The organism is Stutzerimonas stutzeri KOS6 (genome assembly GCF_000307775.2).
In the GTDB taxonomy this organism is placed as follows: Bacteria; Pseudomonadota; Gammaproteobacteria; order Pseudomonadales; family Pseudomonadaceae; genus Stutzerimonas; species Stutzerimonas stutzeri_B.
Map to the genome: position 1 here is coordinate 494,412 of NZ_KK020677.1, position 24,208 is coordinate 518,619.

The following is a 24,208-nucleotide window of genomic DNA, read 5'->3' on the forward strand; positions in this document are numbered from 1 at the left end:
GGGCGATGGTGCTGCTGATCGCGTTGATCGCCATCGGCATCGCCTCAAACCCCGACAGCAAGGTGCTGGGTCTGGTGTCCTACGCCTGGGCCGGCTTCGGCGCGGCGTTCGGCCCGGTGGTGCTGATCTCGCTGCTGTGGAAGCGCATGACCCGTAACGGCGCCCTGGTGGGCATGCTGGTCGGTGCGGTTACCGTGGTGGTGTGGAAGGAGTTCATCGGACTGGGCCTGTACGAGATCATCCCGGGCTTCGTCCTCGCCAGCATCGCCATCTTCGTGGTGAGCAAGCTGGACGCCGAACCGGCGCCGAGCATCGTCAAGCGCTTCGAAGAAGCCGACGCGGACTACCACGCCGGCTGATGCGGTTGCTCCTGTGGGAGCTTCGCCCTTGGCGCGAAGCTTTTAGCAGGCCGCTGGCCTGCGTCGCCGCGAGGGCGCGCCTCCCACTGGGCCGTGGTTGCTGCCAGCGTCTGTGATCATTCCGGCTTCCTGCTGGGCAGTCTCGTCAAGCGCCGCGGCGAGCGTTGATCGGCTGTTGCCTTCAACCGGCGCTGGCGATAATCGGTCAGGGTGTCGATAATCGCCCGAACTGCCAGAGCTCCGGGAAATCCTGCCATGACCGACGACCAGCGTATTCCTAAGTCGCCGATGGCTCCGCCCATCGTCGCTTCGCCTGCCAAGCGTATCGAGGCGCTGACCGGCGATCCCAACTTCATGACCTCGCTGGCGCGTGGGCTGGCGGTTATCCATGCGTTTCAGGAGCGCAAGCGGCACCTGACCATTGCGCAGATCAGCCATCGCACGGAAATTCCCCGCGCGGCCGTGCGCCGCTGCCTGCATACGTTGATGAAGCTCGGTTACGTCACCACCGACGGGCGCACCTATTCGCTTTTGCCGAAGGTGCTGACGCTCGGCCATGCCTACCTGTCTTCCACGCCGCTGGCAGTAACCGCGCAACCGATCCTCGATCGCCTCAGCGAGCAGCTTCACGAGGCCTGTTCGATGGCTACCCTGGAAGGCGACGAAGTGCTCTATATTGCCCGCTCAGCGACCCCGCAGCGGTTGATTTCGGTCGACCTCTCGGTAGGCAGCCGACTGCCTGCGTACTGCACGTCGATGGGCCGGATTCTGCTGGCAGCGCTGGATGATGCGGCGCTCGAGGAGTATCTCGAGCGTGCCGACCTGCAGGTGAAAACCAGCCGAACCCTGCACACGCCGGAAGCCTTGCGGGAAAACATCGCCGAGATTCGCCGGCAGGGCTGGGTCATCATCGATCAGGAACTGGAAGTCGGCTTGCGTTCGTTGGCCGTCCCGCTCAAGGACTCAGCCGGCCAGGTGCTTGCCGCACTCAACGTTGGCACGCATGCCGGCCGGATCAGCCACAAGGAACTGGAAACGCGGTTCCTGCCGGTGCTGCTGGAGGCCAGTCACGAATTGAGCACGCGCTTGTTTCACTGATCGCCATGGTCTTCCAAGGCGAGTCGCTGATTGCGGTATGGTTCGATAATCGAACGGTATGTCGATTATCGGATTGTGAGGTCGTATCCGGGTCGTTAACGTTTTCACAACGCAATCGGCGTACCGAAAACAACTCGAGATACGACTCATGGCTGAACTCCTTACGCTCCGCGAAGCCGTAGCGCGCTTTGTCCAGGATGGCGACACGGTCGCCCTGGAAGGTTTTACCCACCTGATTCCGACTGCCGCGGCCCACGAAATCGTGCGTCAGGGGCGCAAGGACCTGACTCTGGTGCGGATGACGCCGGATCTGGCCTACGACCTGCTGATCGGCGCCGGCTGCGCGAAGAAGCTGATCTTTTCCTGGGGCGGCAACCCCGGCGTCGGCTCGCTGCACCGGCTGCGCGATGCGGTGGAGCAGAGCTGGCCGCAGCCGCTGGAGATCGAGGAGCACAGCCATGCCGACCTGGCCAATGCCTACGTCGCCGGCGCGTCCGGCCTGCCGTTCGCGGTGTTGCGCGCCTACGCCGGTTCGGACCTGCCCAAGGTCAATCCGCTGATCAAGTCGGTCACCTGCCCGTTTACCGGCGAAGTGCTGGCTGCGGTGCCGTCGGTGCGTCCGGATATTACCGTGATCCATGCGCAGAAGGCCGATCGCAAGGGCAACGTGCTGATCCAGGGCATTCTCGGCGTACAGAAGGAAGCCGCCCTGGCGGCCAGACGCTGCATCGTTACCGTCGAGGAAATCGTCGACGACCTGCAGGCACCGATGAACGCCTGCGTGCTGCCGACCTGGGCGCTGTCCGCCGTATGCCAGGTGCCTGGCGGGGCGCACCCGTCCTACGCGCACGGCTACTACGAGCGCGACAATCGCTTCTACCAGGCCTGGGACCCGATTGCCCGTGACCGCGAGCGGTTCACCGCCTGGGTCGACACCTACATCCGCGGCACCGCCGATTTCGCCGCCTTCCAGGCCAAGCTGCAGGAGGCCAACTGATGAGCGCTCACTACACCACCAACGAGATGATGACCGTGGCCGCTTCGCGCCGCCTGGGCAACGACAGCGTTTGCTTCGTCGGCATCGGTCTGCCCTCCAAGGCTGCCAACCTGGCCCGCCTGACCCATGCGCCGGATGTCGTGCTGATCTACGAATCCGGCCCGATTGGCGCCAAGCCGTCGGTACTGCCGCTGTCCATCGGTGACGGTGAACTGGCCGAGACCGCAGACACCGTGGTGCCCACCAGTGAGATTTTTCGCTATTGGCTGCAGGGTGGGCGCATCGATGTCGGTTTCCTCGGCGCCGCGCAGGTGGACAAGTATGGCAACCTCAACACCACGGTGATCGGCGACTATCACCAGCCGAAAGTACGCTTGCCTGGGGCCGGCGGAGCGCCTGAGATTGCAGGCTCGGCCAGGCAGGTGCTGATCATCATCAAGCAGTCGCATCGTACCTTCGTCGACAAGCTGGCGTTCATCACTTCGGTGGGCTTCGGCGAGGGCGGTGACCATCGACAGCGCCTGGGACTGCCTGGCCAGGGCCCGGTCGGCATCATCACCGACCTGTGCATCATGGAACCGGAAGCCGGGACCAACGAATTCGTGGTGACATCGTTGCACCCCGGCGTGACCCGCGAGCAGGTGATCGAGAATACCGGCTGGGCTATCCGTTTCGCTGACACGCTTGGCGAAACCGAGCCGCCGACCGACGACGAACTGGCAGTTCTGCGCGCTCTGGAAGCCCGCACTGCCGCCGCCCACGGACAAGCCGGAGGTGACGAGTGACACGCGAGGTCTTCATCTGCGATGCGGTACGCACGCCCATCGGCCGTTTCGGCGAGGCGCTGGCCGTGGTGCGTGCCGACGATCTGGCGGCGATTCCGCTGCGTGCACTGCTGGAGCGCAACCCCGGGCTCGATCCGGCTGCGATTGAAGAAGTCTTCATGGGCAGCGCCAACCAGGCCGGCGAGGACAATCGCAACGTTGCACGCATGGCCGCGTTGCTCGCCGGATTGCCGGAAACGGTGCCGGGCGTGACCCTCAACCGCCTGTGCGCCTCGGGCATGGACGCGGTGGGCACCGCTTTTCGCGCCATCGCCAGTGGCGAACTGGAACTGGCCATCGCAGGCGGCGTCGAGTCGATGTCCCGTGCGCCCTATGTGATGGGCAAGGCTGACAGCGCGTTCGGGCGTACCCAGAAGATCGAGGACACCACCATCGGCTGGCGCTTCATCAACCCGAAGATGAAGGAGCTGTATGGCGTCGATGCCATGCCGCAGACCGCCGACAATGTCGCCGACGAGTGGCAGGTCAGTCGCGCCGATCAGGACGCTTTTGCCCTGCGCAGCCAGCAGCGCACCGCAGCCGCACAACAGGCCGGTTTCTTCGCCGAGGAGATCGTTCCGGTGGTGATCAAGGGCAAAAAGGGCGAAACGGTGGTCGACTGCGACGAGCACCCGCGCGCCGACACCACTGCCGAGGCGCTGGCCAGGCTGAAGCCGGTCAACGGCCCGGATAAGACCGTTACCGCCGGCAACGCCTCGGGCGTCAACGACGGCGCGGCGGCGATGATTCTCGCCAGCGCCGAAGCCGTGCAGACGTATGGGCTCAAGCCGCGTGCCAGGGTGCTCGGCATGGCCAGTGCCGGCGTTGCGCCGCGCATCATGGGCTACGGCCCGGTGCCGGCCGTGCGCAAGCTGTGCGAGCGATTGAACCTGGCAGTGAGCGATTTCGACGTGATCGAGCTCAACGAAGCCTTCGCCGCGCAAGGCCTGGCGGTGACTCGCGACCTCGGCCTGGCGGACGACAGCCCGAAGGTCAATCCCAACGGCGGCGCGATCGCCCTCGGCCATCCGCTGGGCATGAGCGGCGCGCGGCTGGTGTTGACGACCGTTCACCAACTGGAGAAATCCGGCGGCAGGCTAGGCCTGGCAACCATGTGCGTCGGCGTAGGGCAGGGCCTGGCCATGGTGGTGGAGCGGGTTTGACCTCGGTAATGCAGCAGGCGGTGCTTCGTCCGTGGAAGCGGACCTGGCCGCGAAGGCTGCGCCAGTAGTGGGCTTCAGCCCGCCACTGGCTTGAACGCTGAACGGAACACGCCGAGCCGGGCTGGCCCGGCCTTTCATCTGAGCCAGGCACGTTGCAGGATCGAGCGTGCCATGGGCGACGCCATTCCCTCAAACGAACGAGGATGAACATGCCAACCTTGAACCTGGCTGATACCAACCTGAACTACCGATTCGACGGTCCCGAGCATGCGCCAGTGCTGGTGCTGTCCAACTCCCTGGGCACCGACCTGCACATGTGGGACGAGCAGATCCCGGCTTTCGCCGAGCACTTCCGCGTGCTGCGCTACGACACCCGTGGCCATGGGCACTCCAGCGTAACGCCGGGCCCCTACAGCATCGAGCAACTGGGCGGCGACGTGCTGGCGATGCTCGATGGCCTGGGCATCGAGCAGTTTTCCTTCTGCGGGCTGTCCATGGGCGGACTGATCGGCCAGTGGCTGGGTATCCACGCAGGGGCGCGTCTGCAGCGCCTGGTGTTATGCAACACCGGCGCGAAGATCGGCACGGAGCAGATCTGGAACGAGCGTATCGCCAGCGTACTGGATGGCCGCGAGCAGGCCATGCGTGCCATGCGGGACGCCGCTATCGGCCGCTGGTTCACCCCGGCCTTCAGCGAGCGTGCGGAGCAAGCCTGCAAGCGCATCGCCGACATGATCGCGGCCACCACCCCGGATGGCTATGCCGCCAACTGCGCGGCGGTGCGCGACGCCGATTACCGCGGGCAGTTGGGCGAGGTCAGGGCACCGACACTGGTCGTGTGCGGCACCAGGGACCCGGTGACGACCGTCGAACATGGCGAATTCATCCAGGCCAATATCCCCGGTGCCGAACTGGTCGCCTTCGAGGCGGCGCATCTTTCCAACGTGGAGGCCGGGGCGGCATTCACTCGCCATGTGCTGGACTTCCTGCGCGGCTGAGTGCCGCGCCAGGGCGAGTCCATGGGAAGGTTCTTTACGGCCAAGCGTGTTGTCGAGAGGATCATCCGGCGCAAGACAGCTGTTCCGCCCAGCGCTATCCGCTTGTCCGGGCAAAGCAGATGCTGCACGAGGAAGCAGTGCAAGAAGCGGTGCGAAGCCGGCCCCGACACAGTGGGGCCTTACTCCTTCGCCGCACCGTTCCTCGACAGCCCGAAAACGTCGAGATCCAGTGCGCTCACTTCAAGAGACAAGGGTTTTACCGGCAGGGCAAACTCTCCGTTGCCCAACCCCAGCGTTTCCGGGGTCAGCACGCCGATAGCTGCCAGTAGACGGTAGCTGCCGATGCGGGTGTCGTACATCGCGTTGAGCCGGTTCGACAATACCGCGTAGTACTCGACCTCGGCATCCAGCACATTGATCGCCGTTTCCTTTCCTGCGTCACGCAGGCGCTTGCGGTTCTGCATCACGTCGTAGGAAATGGCGGCGGCGCTGTCGAGCAATTCTTCGCGCTCTCGGCCGTTGATCAACTGGTTCCAGGCTATACGCACATTTTCCTCGACCTTGTTGATCACAGCCACTTCACGATCGAGCATGGCTTCATGCTGGATTTCGGCTGCCGCGATGCGATTGCTGGTTTCCATGCCTGAAAACAGGTTCCAGCTGAAGCGGACCACTAGCGATTGCTCATCGCGCTGGGAGATCGCATTGACGTTACTGTCGTTGATATTGGTGCCGACCAGATCGATCCTCGGATGCATTCCCGAGCGCTCGGTGCCGATCTGTTTCTGTGCGCGCTTCGATTGCAGAACGGCCTCTTTCAAGCGCGGGTTCTGGCCACGGGTCAGCTCCAGCGCGGCATCGAGCGAGGCCGGCATACGGTCCGTAAATATCCCCAGATCCTGCATGCCCGACAACTGAGGGTCGTGGCCGAAAACCTGATGATAGTTTGCCGCCGCATCGCGCAAGCCCTGTTCGTAGAACACGCGGCGCTCCCTTACCAGCTGCAGACGCGCCCGAGCCTGCATGACGTCGACCGCAATACCTCCGCCGCGCTCGACCCGCTCGTTTTCGAGTGCGGACTGGCGTAGGGTCGTTTCTTCGTTGCGGCGTGCAATTGCGATGAGCGTCTGGTACCGAGCTGCCTGCACATAGGCGGTAATACCTTCAAGCAGGAGGTCTTGTGTTGTCATGCGCAGGTTGTTGTCCTGCGCCGAATAGTCGATTTCGGCAATGTCGATTGCTGCCGCATCGCGTCCGCCGGCATACAGATTCTGTTCGATCGTAGTGGTGAAGCGACGCCGGGTGAGGTCGGTATCGTAGCCCGGAGTGGAGATCTCTTCCGGGCCGGTGTCGCCTGAAATCGTCAATTTCGGGAAGTAGCTTGCCATCGCCACATCACGTCCCTTGTCGGAAGCGCTCACCGATTTGCGCAGCGATTTGAGCAGCGGATGTTCCACCATCAGGAGTTGCAGTTCGTCAGCCAACGGCCGCGCGCTTGCGCTGGTACTGATCAACATGGAGGCGATAAGTGCAAAGCTTGCCGTGCGTTTGAATGTCATTCTTTTGCCTGTATGGACCAAATAATTGTTAACGACGGGGCGGCGCCCGTCAGACTTCCCTGAATGCTTCATGCTTGAGTTTCAGTACCGGCTTGATCAGTAGCCAGAAGATCGATTGCGACTGGGCCTTGATATCCACTTCGCCGACCATGCCGGGTGTGATCGGAAACTGGCCGGGCGTCGTTCCCAGCCAGGCACGCGTGGTACTGATGGTGACGCGGTAGAAGTGCTCTTCGTTCTTGCCCGTGTCGGTGTCGGCGGCGATGGCCGTCACACGGCCTTCCAGACCGCCGTAGCGGAAATAGTCGTAGGCGGAAATCTTCACCAGCGCCGGCTGGTTCAGGCTCACGTAGCCGCGGTCGGACGGATTCAGGTTCACTTCGATGACCAGCTCTTCGCCCAGCGGCACGATCTCCATGATCGGCTCGCCCGGCTTGACCACGTTTCCGGTGGATTGGTAGCGCACGTTGCGGACCACGCCATCGATCGGGGCGCGGATCAGCGCGCGGTCTTCCTGCCGGTTGGCGCGTGCGAGTTCCTGCTGCAGGCTGGCCAGCTTGCGTTCCATCTCGCCGAGCTCGTCAGCGGCGCGGCGGCGAAAGCGCGCTTCTTCTTCGCGGCGTCGTGCATCCGTTTCGTTCTGGCCGGCCTGGGCGCCGGGAATCGCCTGCTGTGTCATCGCCACTTCGCCCTTCAGGCGTTCCACTGCGTTCTTGCGCTGAAAGTGCTCCAGCTGCGAGGTCAGCTTGTCCTTGACCAAGTCTTCGGATACGGCCAGCTCCTGTGCGGCGAGTTTCAGACTGGCCTTCAGCGCGGCCAGCTTGGCCTGCAGTTCGGTCACGCGCTGGCGGCCCTGCGAGCTCTGCCCACTGAGCGCGTCGAGCGCGCCGGCCAGTTCGTCGCGACGTGCCTTGTAGGTCCAGCGCTCGGCCTCGGCGACATCCGGAAATTGCTTCGCAAGATCTTCGGGGAACACCGGCACCGTGCCTTTCGATTCGGCTTCCAGGCGCGCCTTGGCGAACTGCAGCGCGGCCATGCGTGCATTCATCTCGGACAGGTTGATGCCGCCCGTCGCCAGATCGAGTTCCAGCAGCGCGTCGCCCGCGTTGACCACGGTGTTCTCGCGCGCGATCACACGCTTGACGATGCCACCTTCCAGATGCTGGACGATCTTGACCTTGTCCTGTGGGATCACCTTGCCGGGCGCGGTGACCACCTGATCAATACGGCCGATGAAGGTCCAGGCCAGCGCAGCAAGAATCAGCAGCGCCAACCAGCGTTCGCGGGGACGCCAGGACGGTGCGCCGGCGCGCGCCAGCAGGCCGTCTAGCGGTGAAGGAGAAGATTCAGGCAAGTGCGACATGCTTGTCCCCGGTTTGCGGTGCGGGCTCGCCGAATCCCAATGCCGGCAGGATCTGGCGCGCCGGACCAGCGGCTTTCAGGCGGCCCTTTTCCAGCATCAGGATGCCGTTGCACTGGCTGAGCACGGCTAGGCTGTGGCTGACGACCAGCACCGTATGATCGGCCGCCAGTGCGCGCAGCGTAGCGATGAAGGCTTGCTCGGCTTCGCGGTCGAGATCGGCGGTGGGTTCGTCCAGCAGCAGGATGGGCGGATCGCGCAATAACAACTGGGCGATGGCAATGCGCTTCTTCTCGCCGCCGGAAAAACGACCGCCGCCTTCGCCGACTTCGGTGGCGTAGCCGTCCGGCAGGTTGAGGATGAAGTCATGCGCGCAGGCGCGCTGCGCGGCCAGCAGGATCGCTTCGTCGGTGATGCCGGGATCGGCCAGCGCGATGTTGTCACGCACGCTGCCGGAAATCAGTTGCACCTGTTGCGGCAGGTAGCCGATCCAGCGCGCCAGGTCTTGCTGGCCGAACTGGGCAAGATCGCCGCCGTCGAGCAGCACGCGGCCGGCGGCCGGGCGGTACAGCCCGCGCAGCAGCTTGAGCAGCGTCGACTTGCCGCTGCCGTTGGCGCCCACGATCGCATGCAGGCCGTGCGGGCCGATCTGGCCGGAAATGTCCTGGATCTGGTCGTGCTCGCAGCGCGGGTAGCGGAAGCTGAGTCCGTCCAGAATCAGCGTGCCCTGCGGGCGTGGCAGCGCAACGGCGGTAGTCGCGCGTTCGGCATGCGTGGCAAACAATGCGTCGAGGCGCTTGCGTGCGGCGCGGTACTGGCCGAACTGTTTCCACTGGCCAACCAGTTGCACCAGCGGCGCGATCATGCGGCCGGTCAGGATGTTGGCGGCGATCAGCGCCCCCATGGTCATCAGGTTGGCGAGGATGGCCAGCGCGCCGGCGCCGGTGATGGCGATCGTTGCCAGCGTCGACATGCCGTGGGCGACGTCGCGGTAGTGGTCACCGTCGCGGCTGCGGCCAGCCGCTTCGCTCATCCATTCGGCGTAGTTCTTTTCCCAGCGTGCATGGGCGCTCTGCTGGGCGCCGATGGCCTTGAGCAGCATGCGCGCGTGCGCGAGTTCAGAGATCGCGGCGTCGCGCCCGACCAGCTTCTCGCGCTCGCTTTCCGCCGCATCGCGGGTGACGCGACCGGAACGCCAGGCCAGCACAACGAAGGCAGCGATCACGCACAGCGCCACCGGCAACAGCGGCAGCGCGATCAGCGCAAGCAGCGCCAGCGCCAGCACCAGGAAGGGCAGGTCGACCAGCAGCAGCGCAGTGGCGCCGGACCAGGTGGCGCGCACCAGTTCGATGTCGCGGAAGACGGTCTGCCAGTAGGCCGGCGGACGGCTCTCCAGCACGGTTGCCGGCAGCGCCAGCAGACGCTCGAAGGCGCTGCGTGCAATGGCAACCTCGATCTGCAGGCCGACGCGTTGCAGCAATTGCGCGCGTCCGGCACGCAGCAGGTGATCGAAGGCGATGGCGATCAGCATGCCGACGGTAAGCGCCACCAACGACGAGTAACCGCCGTGCGCGACCACGCGGTCGTAGACCTGCAATGAATAGACGGCGGTGCCGAGCGCGATCAGGTTGACCAGACCGGCCAGCATCAGCGCCTGGCGGTAGGCCGGGCGCAGCGGTTGCAGCAGCACGTGCAGCCAGTCGCCATCGGAGGTATCGACGCCTGCTGCTTGCTGATCCGGTTGCACCGGCGTTTCGGATGGTGAGCGATTCATCAGGCGATCTGGGTAGTGATGATGTCTTCGATGACGGCGTAGATGTTGTCGCTGCCATGCCGGTAGACCGAGAAGCTGCCCGTGCCGGAAACGGTGGTGTCGACGGTGGTGTCGGTCCACTCGCCGTCCAGCGTGACCGTGTCGGTGCCGTCCGTGCTTTCGATGACCAGCACATGCCCCTTCTGGTAGTTGGTGTCGTCCACCAGCAGGTTGCGTTCGCCGGTCATGTTCAGCACGTCCAGACCGTTGAGCGTCACGCTCTGGTCGCCTGTGCCGAGACGGATGGCTTCGATGTTCTGCACCCGGTTGTTGGCCAGCGTGGTGAAGTCGATGCTCATCGTTGCAGTCGTTTCGACGATATCCAGGCCGGTGCCGCCGTCGAGCTTGAAGAAGCCGGGGTTGGCAATCTTCAGCAGGTCGTTGCCGGCGCCGCCGATCAACACGTCGGCACCGCCGTCCCCGGTCAGGACGTCGTTGCCGGCATTGCCGATCAGGGTGTCGGCAGCCGCCGCGCCACGCGTGGCGTTCAGGGTGCCAGCTTCGATGACGCCGTTTTCGGGATCGACGTCGTTGATATCGGTGATGTGCTGCACGCCGACGTTACTGGCGGACGTGAAGTTCTCGTTACCGTACAGGATGGTGGTCGAGGTGCCGTTGGCGTTCGAGTAGGACAGGTCGTCCAGTCCGTCGCCGTCGACGTCGCCGAGCGACTGCCAGTACGCGATGTTGCTGGAGGCGCCGCCGTAGAGCTGGATGCCGAAATCCTGCACCTTCAGCAGGCTGATGTCTTGCCAGCCGGTGCTGCGGCCGAATATCAGGTAGGCCGAGCCGGAGCTGCCGCCGACGCCGTTCTGGTATTCGTCGTCGCCGTAGGAGGCGATCAGGAAGTCCTTGTAGCCGTCGCCGTTGACGTCGCCAGCCTGGCTGACGTTGTAGCCTGCGTAGTCGAAGTCGACCGCGCCGGTCAGGCGGAAGCCGCGCCCGCTGGCCGCCAGCGTGCCGAGATTGATGTTGCTGCTCCAGCCACTGGCCGCACCGAACAGTACGTAGGCGCCACCGTTGTCCTTGGCGCTGTAGTCGCTGTCGGAGCTGGCGGCGAACATCAGGTCGTCGTAGCCGTCGCCGTTGATGTCGCCCAGGCTGCGGGTAAGGGCCATGTTGAGCGCAATGCCGGTCTCGCTGGCAATGTAGGTCGAAGCGGCGACGGTGGCGGAACCGGCGCTGCTGGCCACGTTGGTCGTGGTGCCATGCCAGGTGCTGCCGCTCTTGCCGAACACGATGTAGGCGCCGTTGCCGGTGTTGCTGACCACGAAGTCGCTGTAGCCGTCGCCGTTGATGTCGCCGGCGGCGGTCAGACCGTTGAGGTTGGCATTGCCGCCAGCGCTGACGTTCATATGGGTCCAGGTGACGGCGCTGCTCAGGGTATCCAGGCCGGTCCAGCCGGTGGCCGAACCGAGCACCAGCTTGACGTTGATGGTGCCGGTCAGGAAGTCCCCATAGCCGTCGCCGTTGACGTCGCCCACGCTGACCGGCAGCCAGCCACTGCCGTACTGGTTGCCGGCATTGCCGACGAAGCTGCCGTCCGCCTCCGTGCCGCTGGTGGTGTAGGTGTAGACGGTGTTGGCGACGTTGTTTTCCGGGCCGCGATCGGGCAGGTCGGTGTTCGGTGCGCCGGTGGTGTCGTAGGTCGTCGGCAGCGCGGTGCTGTCGTTGAAGTTGTTGGCCAGCGTGGTGGTGGTGATGTTGCCGCCAGTGCGGTTGACCAGGTTGTCGTTCTCGCCCAGGAAGAAATACAAACGACCTTCCTGTGAGCTTGCCCAACTGTCGCTGTTCCAGTCCGGCGACAGCGAGCTCGTGCTGAAGTAGGTGCCGTTTCCTTGTGTGACGTCGTAGGAGCCGGTCGGGTCGATGCCCGATTTTTCACCGCCTTCGTTGAAGGTAAAGGTCTTGCTCGAAAGGGTGGCGCCGATCAGCATGTCGGCGCGGCCGTCGCCGTCGATATCGCCGAGGCCACCCAATACTGCGCCAAGGTTTTCATTGGCGCTGGCCGAGCCGCTCAACTTGATCGCGTTACCGTCCACCGGCGCGGCGAGGTTGACCGCGCCCAGGCCGCCGGCCTTGCCGTAGACAATGAACACTTCGCCACTGGTCACGTTCGTGACTTTCTGATTGAGATTTGCACTGTAGGTACGCGAGGCACCTTGCTGGTTGTTGGTAGTTTCCCAGCGCTCGTACCAGGGCAGGGAAGTGGTGTTCACCACGTCCTGGCGCACCGCGAAGTCGGCGAATCCGTCGTTGTCGACGTCGCCGATGTTGGTCAGATAGGTGCCGAGCGCCTGGTCCAGATTGAGGGCGCTGGTGACCGTGCTGGAGCGGAAACCCGCCGGCAGCGCGAATAGGTCCATCGTCGCGCCTTGATACGGAATGGTCCAGCTTTCCACGTTGCGCGTGATGTCGGTGTCAATGCTGACGTACAGCCCGTCCAGCGCATAGGTGGTGTGCGTGGTGTCGGTGCCTACCACGGCCCACGGGCCTTCCAGCGTGACCGTGTCGCCGCTGTTGCCGTTGATGGTCAGCTTGGTGTTGGTGCCGTAGGCCTGCGACAGCTCGCGCTCCAGCAGGTAGGACACCTCGGCGTAGTTGATGGTCAGGCTGTTGTTGCCGTCGCCGGTCAGGTCGATGGTTTCAAAGCTGCGGATGCTGGCGCCGGCATACCCGGTGATGTCCAGGTTGATGTCGTGGCCGACGAATTGCAGGGTGTCGTTGCCGGTGCCGCCGTCGACCAGCACGAAGTCCAGGTCCGAAATGCCGATGGTGTCGTTGCCGGCACCGCCGCGCAGGATGTCGGCGCCGCCCAGTCCGTAGATGGTGTCGTTGCCTTGCTGACCGGCGATGCGGTTGGCATTGAAGTCGCCGAGGATGGTGTCGTTGCCGCTGGTGCCCACCGCCATCAGCGAATCGCTGAAGTCGCCGCCATTGAGCACGAAAGCTTCGCCGGAGTTGTAACCGTCGCGATGGTTGACCGGCATGCCGAAGATGACATCGACCGTGCCGTCGTTATTGAAGTCGCCGGAGGCGGCGGAGAAGCCGAACTGTTCCTGCGGCAGGCCGCCGGTGATTTCCAGGCCGCCGGCACCGAGCTGGGTGACGTTGACCGAGGTGGTCCAGTTGGCGCGCGCCTGGCCGTACACGACGAAGGCGGCACCGGCATCGATGTCACCGTCGTTGCTGGCCAGCCTGTCCTGCGGCGAGGTGTCGTTGTCCGGATACCAGCCGCCGGAAGTCAGCAGCAAGTCGTTGAAACCGTCCTTGTTCAAGTCGCCGAATTCGACCACGCGCGAGAGCGGGTTGGCCGCGGTGCCGTAGATTTCAACCACGCGCCCGGCATCCTTCAACTGCTCGATGTTCTGGATCGGCGCCCATTCGCCAGCCTGGCCGAACACCAGGTAGTACTTGCCATAGGCGACACCGCCGGGAATCGAGGCGTCGGTCACGTTCTGGTAGGAGCCGAAGACGAAGTCGTTGACGCCGTCGCCATCGACGTCGCCCACGCCCTCGATCTGCTGGCCGGCCCATTGCTGGGCGATGCCGTTGTGCAGTTGGCCCGGATCGATCTGCACCGCTGCTTCGGTGCTGAAGGAAAGCGTGGTCGTGTTCGACGCGCCGGCGTAGTAGGTGGTGCTGGCGGCGTTGGCCGACTTGATCGCTTGCGTATCCACGGTCAGGTAGTAGCCGCTGGCGAGTGTCAGTTTATTCCCGGGATCGATGACGACGTTGTAGCCCTCGAAGCTCAGGTTGCCGCCCTTGCTGCCATTGCTGCCGTCGCTGTCAGCGACGTCGAAGCTTTCGATCAGGGTGCCGGCGCTGTTGTACAGGCGCACGAACTGGGTGCCGATCGTATCGGTTCCGGCCGTGACGGTCTCGCTGAAGGAAATGACCAGATCGTCTTCCAGCCCCACCTTCAGCGAATGGCTGACGGTATTGCCGCCGGCGACCGCAACCAGCCCGCTGGCGGTGGTGAAGTTGTAGCCGCCCTGGCTGGTGTAACCGGTGGCCGCGTTGCCGCTGGGGTCGGTCAGTGCGCCGGCGCTGACATGGATGTCGTAGCCGGTGTTGTAGCCCAGGTTGGCGCCGGGATTGAGCGTCACCGTCTTGTTGTTGATGGTCAGTGTGCCGCCATTGCTGCCGGTCACCGTGTAGACGCCATTGACTGCGACCAGCGCCTCGGTCCAGGAGAAGGTCTCCACGGCCACGCCGTTGTAGTTGGTACTGGTGCGCAGCTGGATGCTGCCCGTGGCGCCAGGCAGCAGCGTTTCGTCGGCCTGGAACACGATGTCGTTTTCCACCGAAACGCCAGCCGCGTTGTCGGTAGGTGTATGCAGCCGGTTCGCGTTGGTCAGTGCCGGGCCGGTGGTGTCGGCGGCGGTGGTGAAAGTGAACGTCTTGGCGATGCCACCGTTAAGCGCGTTGCCGTAGGCATCCTGAATGCCGGCCAGGCTGATGGTGGTCAGCGCGTTGCCCTTCAATGTCGCGCCGAAGTTGAGGCCGAAGGTGGTCTGGTCCTGGGTCGACACGCCAGCGTGGAAATACACGCTGCCGCCGCGCGAGCCGAGACCGGTTTGCAGATCAAAGACTTCGACAACGTTGCCGTCCTGGGTGATGGTGACGGTGCCGTAGGTCTTGACGTTTTCGTTGAAGGAAAAATCCAGCCGATAGGCCGGTGCCAGATTGATGTCGTTCGTCATCGTCGGCACGTTGGTGGTGCCGCCGTTGGTGGAAATGCTGGTCGAGCTGCCGTGGTGCCGGACGAGGGTGGCGTTGGCATTGAGCGTCGGCGCGGTGACATCGCTCTGCACGCCGGTGGTGCTGAAGTTCCAGGTGGTGCTGTCGTCGATGCCGGCGAAATAGTTGCCGGCCAGGTCACGGATCGCCGTGGCGTCGATGGTGATGTGATACGCGGTGCTCGGTGCCAGCGGATTGAAGGTATTGAAGTTCAGCAGGTCGTTGGCGACATGCCAGTTGCGCAGACTGAGCTTGCCACCCAGGCTGCCGAGGCCGGTGGCGACATCGAACTTTTCCACCAGCTCTCCGGTGGTCGTGTTGTACAGGCTGATGAAGCCGCTGCCGAAGGCAATGCTTTCGCTGAAGGCTTGCTGGAATTCGACGCTATAGGCCAGCGGATAGTTGCCCTGACCATCGCTGGGCGTGCTGGCGCCGGCACGGAAGGTGGGCTCGGTGTTGTCGCGCTGGACGACGATGGTATTGCCCCAGCCCTCGGCCTTGCCGAAGACGATGTAGCCGCTGCCGCTACGGTCGTGCTGGCCGTTGGCGCCGGCATTGGCATTGGCGTTCGGGCCACCGATAGCGAAATCGGCATAGCCGTCGCCGTTGATGTCGCCCAGTGCCGCAACGTCGGTGCCGAGCTTGATGTAGTTGCTGCTGTCCGAAGACAGCATGATGCCCTGGTTGACCGACATGCCGTTGGTGGCAATGTTGCCGCCGTGGGCGCCGCCGAACATCAGGTAGGCGCGACCGGAGTCGCCGCTGTTATTGATGTCGGTGCTCCACATGTTGCTGATGACGTAGTCGTCATAGCCGTCGCCGTTGACATCGCCTACGCCGGCCAGGCCGGTCAGCACGCCGCCGCCCCAGGTGAAGTTGGTCGAGACGGTGTATCCGTTGCTGCTGCCGGTGGCGAAAGTGGCGGTGTTGGTGAGATCGATATCGCTCCACTCGGTGCGGCCGTAGATCACGCGGAACTGGTTGGCGTCGTTGGTGGAGGAAATCATGTCGGCGATGCCGTCGCCGTTGACGTCGCCGATCGGCGTGAGGCCATAGTTCAGCGACTGCCATTCCGGATAGTGGGCCAGCGTGTGGCCGCCGATGCCGTTGCCGACCGCGTTGACCATGAAGCCGCGACTGCCGAGGTTGTTCAGGTCGAACTGACCCAGCATCGATTCGGTGCCGAACACCACGAACGCGGAATTGGCCTGGTTGACGATCATGTCGTCGATGCCGTCGGCGTTGACGTCGCCGGCATTGGCTACCTTCCAGCCGGCAAACTTGTCGATGCCGGCGCTGACCAGATACGCGGCGTCGTCATAGGCGACCGAGAAGGCCGACATTTGCGGGGTCGGATCGACCACCGCAACCGTCATGCCCGGCGTGTAGTACAGCTTGCCGCCGTTGTCGGCGGTGAGTGCCTTGTAGGTGACGCCGTTGTAGAGCACGTCGGGCGCAGTCGCGATGTCGCTCCATTCGCCATACAGGTCGATGGTGTCGGTGCCGGGTGTGCCCTTGACGACCAGAATGCCGTCGGCATCGGTCATTTCCAGCAGCTTGTCCGGGGTCAGGATCAGCTTGTTGGCCAGGCCCGAGCCGGTTGCCAGGTCGATTTCCTCGATGTTGGTCAGCGAGGTCGGTGCCAGCAGCGAGGTGTCGACGGTGCCGGAAAACTGGAAGTAGACCTTGTCGTAGCCGCGCCCGCCGTCGACGCCGGTGAAGCTCATGTTGTTGACGCGGATGATGTCGTCACCGTCGCCGGTGATCAAGCCGCCATTGGTTGAGACGGTGGCGTCGTCCGCGCCCGAGGTACCGACGACCACCTTGCCACCGAGCTCGTTGGTGATGTCGAGCGTGACCTCCGAGACCACGTGGACGTAGGCGTCGCCCTTCTGCATCACGGTGTAGATGCGGCCGTCGGCGTCCGACTCCATATCGCTGTAGACCCAGGCGCCATACAGCTTCAGGACGTCGCCGATGTCACCCATCACGGTGACGTGCCCGGTGTCGGACAGCGCCAGTACCGAGGCTTCGTCCAGCTTCACCGTCTGGTCGCCGTTCTCGCGCAGTTCGATGGTTTCGAAACCCTTGACGATGCTGCCGGCCAGCAAAGTGAGATCGACGTCGCCGGCGGCCGTGTTGGTGCCGTCGGAGGTGGAGTCCACGCCGCCGTCGGCGTCCATGTCGCGAATCACCAAGGTGTCGTTGCCGGCTCCGCCGAACACGCGCAGGTCGGCTGCATCGTAGAGGACCTGGTCGTTGCCAGCGCCGCTGTAGATGATGTCGGCGCCGAGGCCGCCGTCGATGGTGTCGTTGCCGCCGTCGGTCTTGATCGCGTCGCGGCCGGCGGTGCCGGTGATGCTGTCGTCGCCGCCGGTGCCGCGCGTGAGTGCGGTTTGCGTCACGCCGTTCAAGACCAGACCGGACGTGAGCGTGCCATCGACGAAGACGATGTCGTCGCCATTGCCGTTGACGGTGAGCGTGCCGCCGGCCAGACCGCTGAGCGTGGCTTCGTCGAGGATCAGGGTGTTGGCACCGCTGGTGTTGAGGTCGATGGTTTCGAAACCGGCCAGCTCGGGGCGCAGCGCACCCGCGGTCGGCCGGCCCGGTTCCTGCAGGTCGATGATGTTGCCGCTGCTGGCCACGTCCAGGGTGTCGCTGCCGTCGCCGCCTACGATCCGAGTGTCGAGTGCGTCGTAGACGATGGTGTCGTTGCCGATGCCGCCGTCGAGCAGGTCGCTGCCGAGTCCGCCGGCAATGCTGTCGTTGCCGCCCATGCCCTTGATGTCGTCGCTGCCGCTGCTGCCGATGAGCGAGTCGTCGCCGCCGGAACCGACGATCTGGTCACCCTTGACCATCTTCAGTCCGCCCAGCACCGTCACCTGCGTGCCGTCGGTTGAGTAGCCGATGAACTTGTTGTACGTGATGCCGGCCACCAGTTCCGAGCCGCGCGCTTCCCAGCCGCTGCCGGCCAGGCGCACCGAGTCGCCCACATCGCCGGTGACGATCAGGGTGTCGGTGTCGGTCGAGAGTGCCTGCAGATCGTCGGCATTCAGCACGAGGGTGTTGTTGCCGTTGCCGGTGACGTCGATCTTTTCGACGCCGGTGATGATGTTGTTGGCGATGGGCGTGAGGTCCAGCGTGACGTTGGCGCCCTGCACCTGCAGCGTGTCGCTGCCGGCGCCGCCGGCGATGCTGGTATCGGCCGCGTCGTAGACCAGCACGTCATCACCGCTGCCGCCGAGCAGGATGTCGGCGCCGCTGCCGCCGTCCAGCGTGTCATTGCCGGCCAGCGCATCGAGCGTCTGGCTTCCGGCGCCGGCCACCATGGTGTTGCCCTGGCTGGTGCCGGTGTAGGTGACGGTCACGTTGATCGCGTCGGCGATGTTGAGCGTGGCGCCGTCCAGCGTGTAGGGCGTGTAGCCGCCGACGCTGTCGCCGCTGACCCAGTTGCCGGCCAGTGCCACGCTGTCGCTTGCGTTGCCGTCGACACGCACGGTGCCGCTGGTATTGAGCGCGGCGATGTCTGCGGCGGTGGCGCTGAGCGTGATGTCGGTGCCGCTGGCGATGAGATCGATCACTTCGACGTTGGTGACCTTGTTGCCGGCCACGCCGGACAGGTTCAGGTTGGAGGACACGCGCAGCGTGTCGCTGCCGTCGCCGCCGTCGATGGTGAGGTCGGCCGCGTCGTAGGCCAGCGTGTCGTTGCCGTCGCCGCCGCGCAGGACGTCGGCGCCGCCGGCGCCATCGAGCGTGTCGTTGCCGCCCAGGCCGCGTATCACGTCATTGCCGGCGGTAGCGCCCGGAATCGGCTCGGCGCTGTCGCCATCGCCGTTCGGGTCGTCGACCACAGCGCCCACGGTGACCGACGTGTCCACGCGCAGGGTGGCGCCGTCCTTGGTATAGACCTGGTAGTTGTCCACGGTGCCGCCGTCGACCCAGCTGCCGACGATATAGACGGCGTCGCCGGTATTGCCTTCGATGGTCAGCGTGTCGCTGCTGTCGGACAGCGCCAGCAGTGCTGCCGAATCAATGACCACGCTGTTGTTGCCGCCGCCGGTGATGTCGATGATTTCGAAACCGGCCAGCGCCGGGCGCAGGCCGCCTGCGGCTGGCCTTGCCAGTTCGCCGAAATCGAGCAGCAGGCCGCTTGCAGTCGGCGCGAACTTCAGCGTGTCGGTGCCGGCACCACCGTCCAGCAGCAGGTCACTGCTGTCGTAGATGATGGTGTCGTCGCCGTCGCCGCCAGAGACGTCGTCGGTGCCGCCTGCACCGTCGAGCACGTCGTTGCCGTCGCCGCCATCCACCACGTCGTCGCCGCTGCCGCCGGTCAGGGTGTCGTTGCCTGCGTCGCCCTGGTAGACGATGTCCAGCGCCAGCGCCGGATCGACCAGCACGGTTGCGGTAACGCCGCCCACGGCCAGAGTCAGCTTCACGTAGGCCTGGTTGGCTGCACCGTTGTAGCTGACCGGCTGGGTGCCCGCATTGGTCCAGTTGCCTGTCAGAGTGAGCTTGTCGCCGGCATCGCCATGGATCCTCAGGGTATCGGTCGTGTCGGAGAGGTCCAGCACGTCGGCTGCGCCGAGGGTGATGTGCTGGACGCCGTTTCCGGTCAGGTCGATTTCCTCGATGCCGATGAACCGGTTGTTGTCGATCACACTGAAATCCACCGGGTCGGTGGTGGCGATGGCCAGCGTGTCGTTGCCGCTGCCGCCATCGACCAGGGTGTCATCGGCGTCGAACCGGATCCAGTCGTTGCCGGCACCGGTGCTGATGCTGTCGCTGCCGGCGCCGCCGTCAACGCGGTTGGCGGCGTCGTTACCGGTGAGCGTGTCGTTGCCAGCACCGCCGAGGATGTTTTCGAAATTCTGCAGGGTATCGTTGCCGCTGCCTGTACCGGTCGCGTTGCCGCTGGTCAGGTTGACCGTGACGGCATCCGTCTCGGCGCTGTAGTCGATGGTGTCGACGCCGCTGCTGCCATCGAGCGTGTCGTTGCCGGCACCGCCGACCACGCTGTCGTCGCCGATGCCGGCGTTGACGTTGTCGTCGCCGTCGCCGGCATTGATGGCGTCGTTGCCGCTGCCGCCATCGACCGTGTCGTTGCCGCTGCCGGCCGTGATGCTGTCGCTGCCGTCGCCGCCGCTGACGCTGTCATTGCCGCTGCCGGCATCGATGGCGTCGTTGCCGCTGCCGCCGTCGACGGTATCGTCGCCGTCGCCGGCGAGAATCTGGTCGTCGCCGGAACCGCCGTCAAGGTTGTCGTTGCCGCTGCCGGCGCTGTCGAGCGTGTCGCCGCCGTACAGCGTGTCGTTGCCGGTGCCGCCTGCCAGTGTGTCGTTGCCACTGCCGCCGACCAGCGTGTCGTTGCCGCTGCCACCGTCGCCGAGATCGTCGCCGCCGCCTGCGTTGAAGGTGTCGTCGCCGCCATTGCCGGTGTAGAGGTCGCCGCCGTCGCTGCCGTTGCTGGTTTCGCCCGACTCATCGGAAACGAACAGGTAGCCGACCGCCACCGCGCTATCGATTTTTACCGTGGCGCCGTTGTAGCTGTAGACCTTGTAGGTGGTGCCGCCGATGTCTTCGGTCGGGATGTTGCTGGTCGGCCAGTTGGCGCCGATCAGGCGCACGCTGTCTTCCGCGCCGCCCTTGATGATCAGCGTGCCGTTGACACCGTCGCCGGCCAGAGCCCGGATGTCGGAATCGGAAATATTGACGACCTGGGTACTGGCGTCCGTGATGTCGAGGATTTCGAAGTTCCTGAACACCTCGTCGCGTACCAGTGTCAGGTCGAGTGTCGTGACGGCGGACCCGACCATCAGCGTGTCGGTGCCGTCGCCGCCGTCGACCAGCGCATCGTTCTCGTCGTAGTAAATGGTGTCGTTGCCGGCCCCGCCGTCGATGGTGTCGCCACCGTTGGCGCCGTCGATCACGTTGTCGCCGGCACTGCCGACCAGAATGTCCGCACCGCCGGAACCGACGATGTTTTCGATGTTCAGCAGCGTATCGGTACCGGCAGTGGAGCCTGCCTGCGTGATGGCCTGGGAACTGCCGGCGACCAAGGTGTAGTTGTAGTCGGTGCCGGCTACCCGCACGGTGGTGGAGAAGTTGGCAGCGCCGAGGTTGACGATGACCGGGCCGGTAATGTCGTCGTACAGCACGGCGTCGATGCCGTCGCCGCCGTCGATGTTGTCGGCGCCCTGGCCGCCGCGCAGGCGGTCGTTGCCGTCGCCGCCGGCAATGGTGTCGTTGCCGGCATTGCCCCAGATCTGGTTGTCGCCGCTGTCGCCGGTCAGGGTGTCGTGATTGCTGCCGCCGCTGATGTTCTCGATGTTGCTGAGCGTATCGGTGCCGATGCTGCCGCCCGCCGCGCTGCCGGTGGCAAGGCTGACGTTGACCGCCGTGCCCTGGTCGGAGTAATCGGCCGTGTCGCCGCCGCTTGCATGTGCGCCGCCGTCGAGATTGTCGTTGCCGGCGCCACCGCGCAGGCTGTCGTCGCCATCGCCGCCGAGCAGAGTGTCGTTGCCGGCACCGCCGGACAGCAGATCGTTGCCTGCCTTCCCCTCGAGCACATTGTCGCCGGTGCCGCCGACGAGGGTGTCGCCGCCGCTGCCGCCGAGCACGTTCTCGAAGCCGCTCACGCTGTCGGTGCCGCCCATGCCATCGGTCGCCGTATTGGCGGCAACGCCGGCAAAGCTGGTGCTGCCCATGTTGACGACCACGGCTGCGCTGCCCGTACTGTAGTCGAGGGTATCGGTGCCGAGGCCGCCGATCAGGGTGTCGCTGCCGGCCGCGCCGACGATGGTGTCGTCGCCAGCACCGCCGTCGAGCCGGTTGGCGTTGGTATCGCCGATCAGCACGTCGTTACCGCTGCCGCCGGTGACGTTTTCCACGCCGCTGAAGGTGTCGCTGCCGCCGCTGTCGTCGGTGCCGGTCCCATTGGTCAGGCTGATGCTGATGGCGCTGGCCGCGCCGCTGAAGTCGGCGAGATCGGTGCCGCTGCCGCCGATGTATGTGTCATTGCCGGCGCCGCCGATCAGGGTATCGTTGCCGCCGCCGCCGTCGAGCGTGTCGTCGCCCGTGCCGCCGAGCAGCGTGTCGTTGCCGAGGCCTCCGGACAGGCTGTCGTTGCCGAGGCCGCCTTCGAGGCGGTTGAAATCGTCGCTGCCAGTGATGCTGTCGTTGCCGCTGCCGCCGATGATGTTTTCGACGTTGCTGATCGTGTCGTTGCCGGTGACGGTGCCGCTGCTATTGCCCGCGCCGGTCGTCAGCGTGAGCGTGAGGTCGCTGCTTTCGGCGCTGTAGTCGATGGTGTCGGTGCCGGTGCCGCCGTCGATAATGTCGTTGCCAGCGTCGCCAATGAAGAGGTCGTTGCCGCCGCCCCCGGAAAGCGTGTCGTTGCCGCCTGCGCCGGTCAGGGTGTCGGCGCCGTTGCCGCCAGTGATCGCGTTGTCGAGCGCATTACCGGTGCCGGTGAAGGCACCGCTGCCGGGAGCGAGATAGGTGGAATCGGTATAGCTGATGTTATCGATGGCCGGATAATCGGCCAGCGACACGGTGGTCAGCGTGGTGCGGATTTCATCGATGCCTTCGTCGGCATTTTCATTGACGATATCGCCGGAGTTGTCGACCCAGTAGCTGTCGTTGCCGGTGCCTCCGGTCATGGTGTCGGCACCCGCGCCGCCGTTGATGGTGTCGTTGCCTTCGCCGCCATCAAGCGTGTCGCCGCCGCCGCCGCCGGTCAGCGTGTCGTCGCCTCCCGAGCCTTCCAGCGTCGCTACCAGGTTCACGCCGGTTGCCAGGCGCAGGGTCAGCGTTTCGGCGTTGTGCTCGCGGGTGAAGGTGGTGTAGCCGCCGGCGGTGCTGCCTGGCTGCCATTGCTCGGTGACGAAAATGCGGTCGCCCGCATCGCCTTCCACGGTCAGCGTGGTGGTGCCTGCCGCGAGCAGGGCGCGTACATCGGCGGCCGACAGTTCGACCTGCTCGGCAGTGCCGCCGCCGGCATTGCGCAGATCGAGGACTTCAATGTTGCTGAGGGTGACGGTGTCGGTCTTCAGGTTGGCATCGGCGCGGAACAGCAGGGTGTCGGTGCCGGCACCGCCGTCGATCAGGGTGTCGTTGGCGTCGTAGACGAGCGTGTCGTTGCCGTTGCCGCCGGACAGCGTGTCGCTGCCTGCGCCACCGTCGAGCGTGTCGTTGCCAGTGCTGCCGGTGATGACGTTGTCCAGCGTATTGCCGGTGCCTGTGGCGCCGCTGGCCGCGGTGAGGGTCAGGTTTTCCAGGTTCTCGCCCAGCGTGTAGCTGGCGAGGCTGGTCTGTACCGTGTCATTGCCTTCGTCGGCCGCTTCGTTGATCACGTCGCCGGCGTTGTCGATGACGTAGGTATCGTCGCCTGTGCCGCCGGTCAGCGCGTCGGCACCTGTGCCGCCGTCCAGCGTGTCGTTGCCGGCCGTACCGGTGATGGTGTTGTCGAGCGCATTGCCGGTGCCGCTGGCGCCGCCCGCATTGGTCAGCACCAGGTTTTCGACGTTGGCGGTCAGCGTGTAGCTGGACAGGTCGGTCTGTACCGTGTCGATGCCTTCATCGGCCGCCTCGACGACGAGGTCGCCGGCGTCGTCGACGATGTAGGCGTCATTGCCTGCGCCGCCGGTCAGTGTGTCGGCTCCGGCGCCGCCGTCGAGCGTGTCGTTGCCGCTGTTGCCGGTGATGGTGTTGTCCAGCGCATTACCGGTGCCGGTGGCGTCGTCGGTTCCGGTAAAGACCAGGTTTTCGAGGTTGTCGCCGAGTGTGTAGCTGTCCAGGTTGGTACGGACTTCATCCGTGCCTTCGCCGGATTCTTCGATCACGACATTGCGTGCATCGGTAACGACGTAGGTGTCGTCGCCAAGGCCGCCACTCATGGTGTCGGCGTCGGCGCCGCCGGTCAGCGTATCGCTGCCGTCAGTGCCGACGTAGTTGTCGGTGGCGCCGGCCACGGTAATGGTCAGCGTGCTGCTGCTGATGGCACCCTTGTCGTCGGTAACGGTGTACGCGGCCACGACGTCAACGGTGGTTCCGGCGCCCAGATACTGATAGGCCGGGTGAGCGGGATCGAAGCTGTAATTGCCGTTGCTGTCGAGAGTCAGGCCGGCAACCGGTGAGTCCAGTGTGTAGGTAGCACTGGGGGCATCAACGTCGGAGGAGGTTAGCGTACCGGTGACTGCAGCGGCATCTTCGGATGCACTGTTGTTTGCCGCGTTCGCTATCGGCGCATCGTTGGTGCCGGTGATCGTGATCGTGACGGTTTGGTCGACATAGGCG

10 protein-coding genes are annotated in these 24,208 nt (G+C 64.8%); 6 read left to right on the forward strand and 4 right to left on the reverse strand.

What is annotated here, in order from left to right; genetic code table 11:
- From B597_RS42720 to pcaD, 6 genes are all read left to right on the forward strand, one after another.
- Positions 1–359 (forward strand): sodium:solute symporter family transporter (locus B597_RS42720; protein ID WP_024162439.1); only part of this gene is annotated, 359 nt, incomplete at its 5' end.
- A gap of 255 nt (positions 360–614) precedes the next feature.
- Positions 615–1,457 (forward strand): IclR family transcriptional regulator domain-containing protein, encoded by an 843-nt coding sequence (locus B597_RS42725; RefSeq protein ID WP_003293565.1) that lies wholly within the window; start codon positions 615–617, stop codon positions 1,455–1,457.
- Between the two features lie 148 nt (positions 1,458–1,605).
- The gene (locus B597_RS42730) at positions 1,606–2,454 is read left to right on the forward strand and encodes a CoA transferase subunit A (protein ID WP_003293563.1); all 849 of its coding nucleotides are present in this window, start codon (positions 1,606–1,608) and stop codon (positions 2,452–2,454) included.
- Entirely contained in the window at positions 2,454–3,239 is a 786-nt protein-coding gene (locus B597_RS42735) for a CoA-transferase subunit beta (protein ID WP_003293561.1), read from the forward strand. The genes B597_RS42730 and B597_RS42735 overlap by 1 nt, the downstream gene beginning before the upstream one ends.
- Entirely contained in the window at positions 3,236–4,441 is a 1,206-nt protein-coding gene (gene pcaF, locus B597_RS42740) for a 3-oxoadipyl-CoA thiolase (RefSeq protein WP_003293560.1), read from the forward strand. Before B597_RS42735 ends, pcaF begins: the two co-directional genes overlap by 4 nt.
- A 209-nt stretch (positions 4,442–4,650) precedes the next feature.
- The gene (gene pcaD, locus B597_RS42745; protein ID WP_003293558.1) at positions 4,651–5,439 is read left to right on the forward strand and encodes a 3-oxoadipate enol-lactonase; all 789 of its coding nucleotides are present in this window, start codon (positions 4,651–4,653) and stop codon (positions 5,437–5,439) included.
- A 179-nt stretch (positions 5,440–5,618) separates the two neighbouring features.
- Here the strand turns inward: pcaD and B597_RS42750 are convergent, their stop codons facing one another.
- The 4 genes from B597_RS42750 to B597_RS47120 are packed head-to-tail and all read right to left on the reverse strand — an operon-like array spanning position 5,619 to position 23,946.
- Positions 5,619–6,998, reverse strand: coding sequence for a TolC family protein (locus B597_RS42750; protein WP_003293557.1), 1,380 nt, complete (start codon positions 6,996–6,998; stop codon positions 5,619–5,621).
- A gap of 49 nt (positions 6,999–7,047) precedes the next feature.
- Positions 7,048–8,361: an HlyD family type I secretion periplasmic adaptor subunit gene (locus B597_RS42755; RefSeq protein ID WP_031323736.1), complete on the reverse strand. Its 1,314-nt coding sequence runs from the start codon at positions 8,359–8,361 to the stop codon at positions 7,048–7,050.
- On the reverse strand, positions 8,345–10,132 hold the full coding sequence (locus tag B597_RS42760) for a peptidase domain-containing ABC transporter (RefSeq protein WP_003293555.1): 1,788 nt from the start codon (positions 10,130–10,132) through the stop codon (positions 8,345–8,347). Before B597_RS42760 ends, B597_RS42755 begins: the two co-directional genes overlap by 17 nt.
- On the reverse strand, positions 10,132–23,946 hold the full coding sequence (locus B597_RS47120; RefSeq protein ID WP_226925001.1) for an Ig-like domain-containing protein: 13,815 nt from the start codon (positions 23,944–23,946) through the stop codon (positions 10,132–10,134). Before B597_RS47120 ends, B597_RS42760 begins: the two co-directional genes overlap by 1 nt.
- Positions 23,947–24,208: the final 262 nt, after the last annotated feature.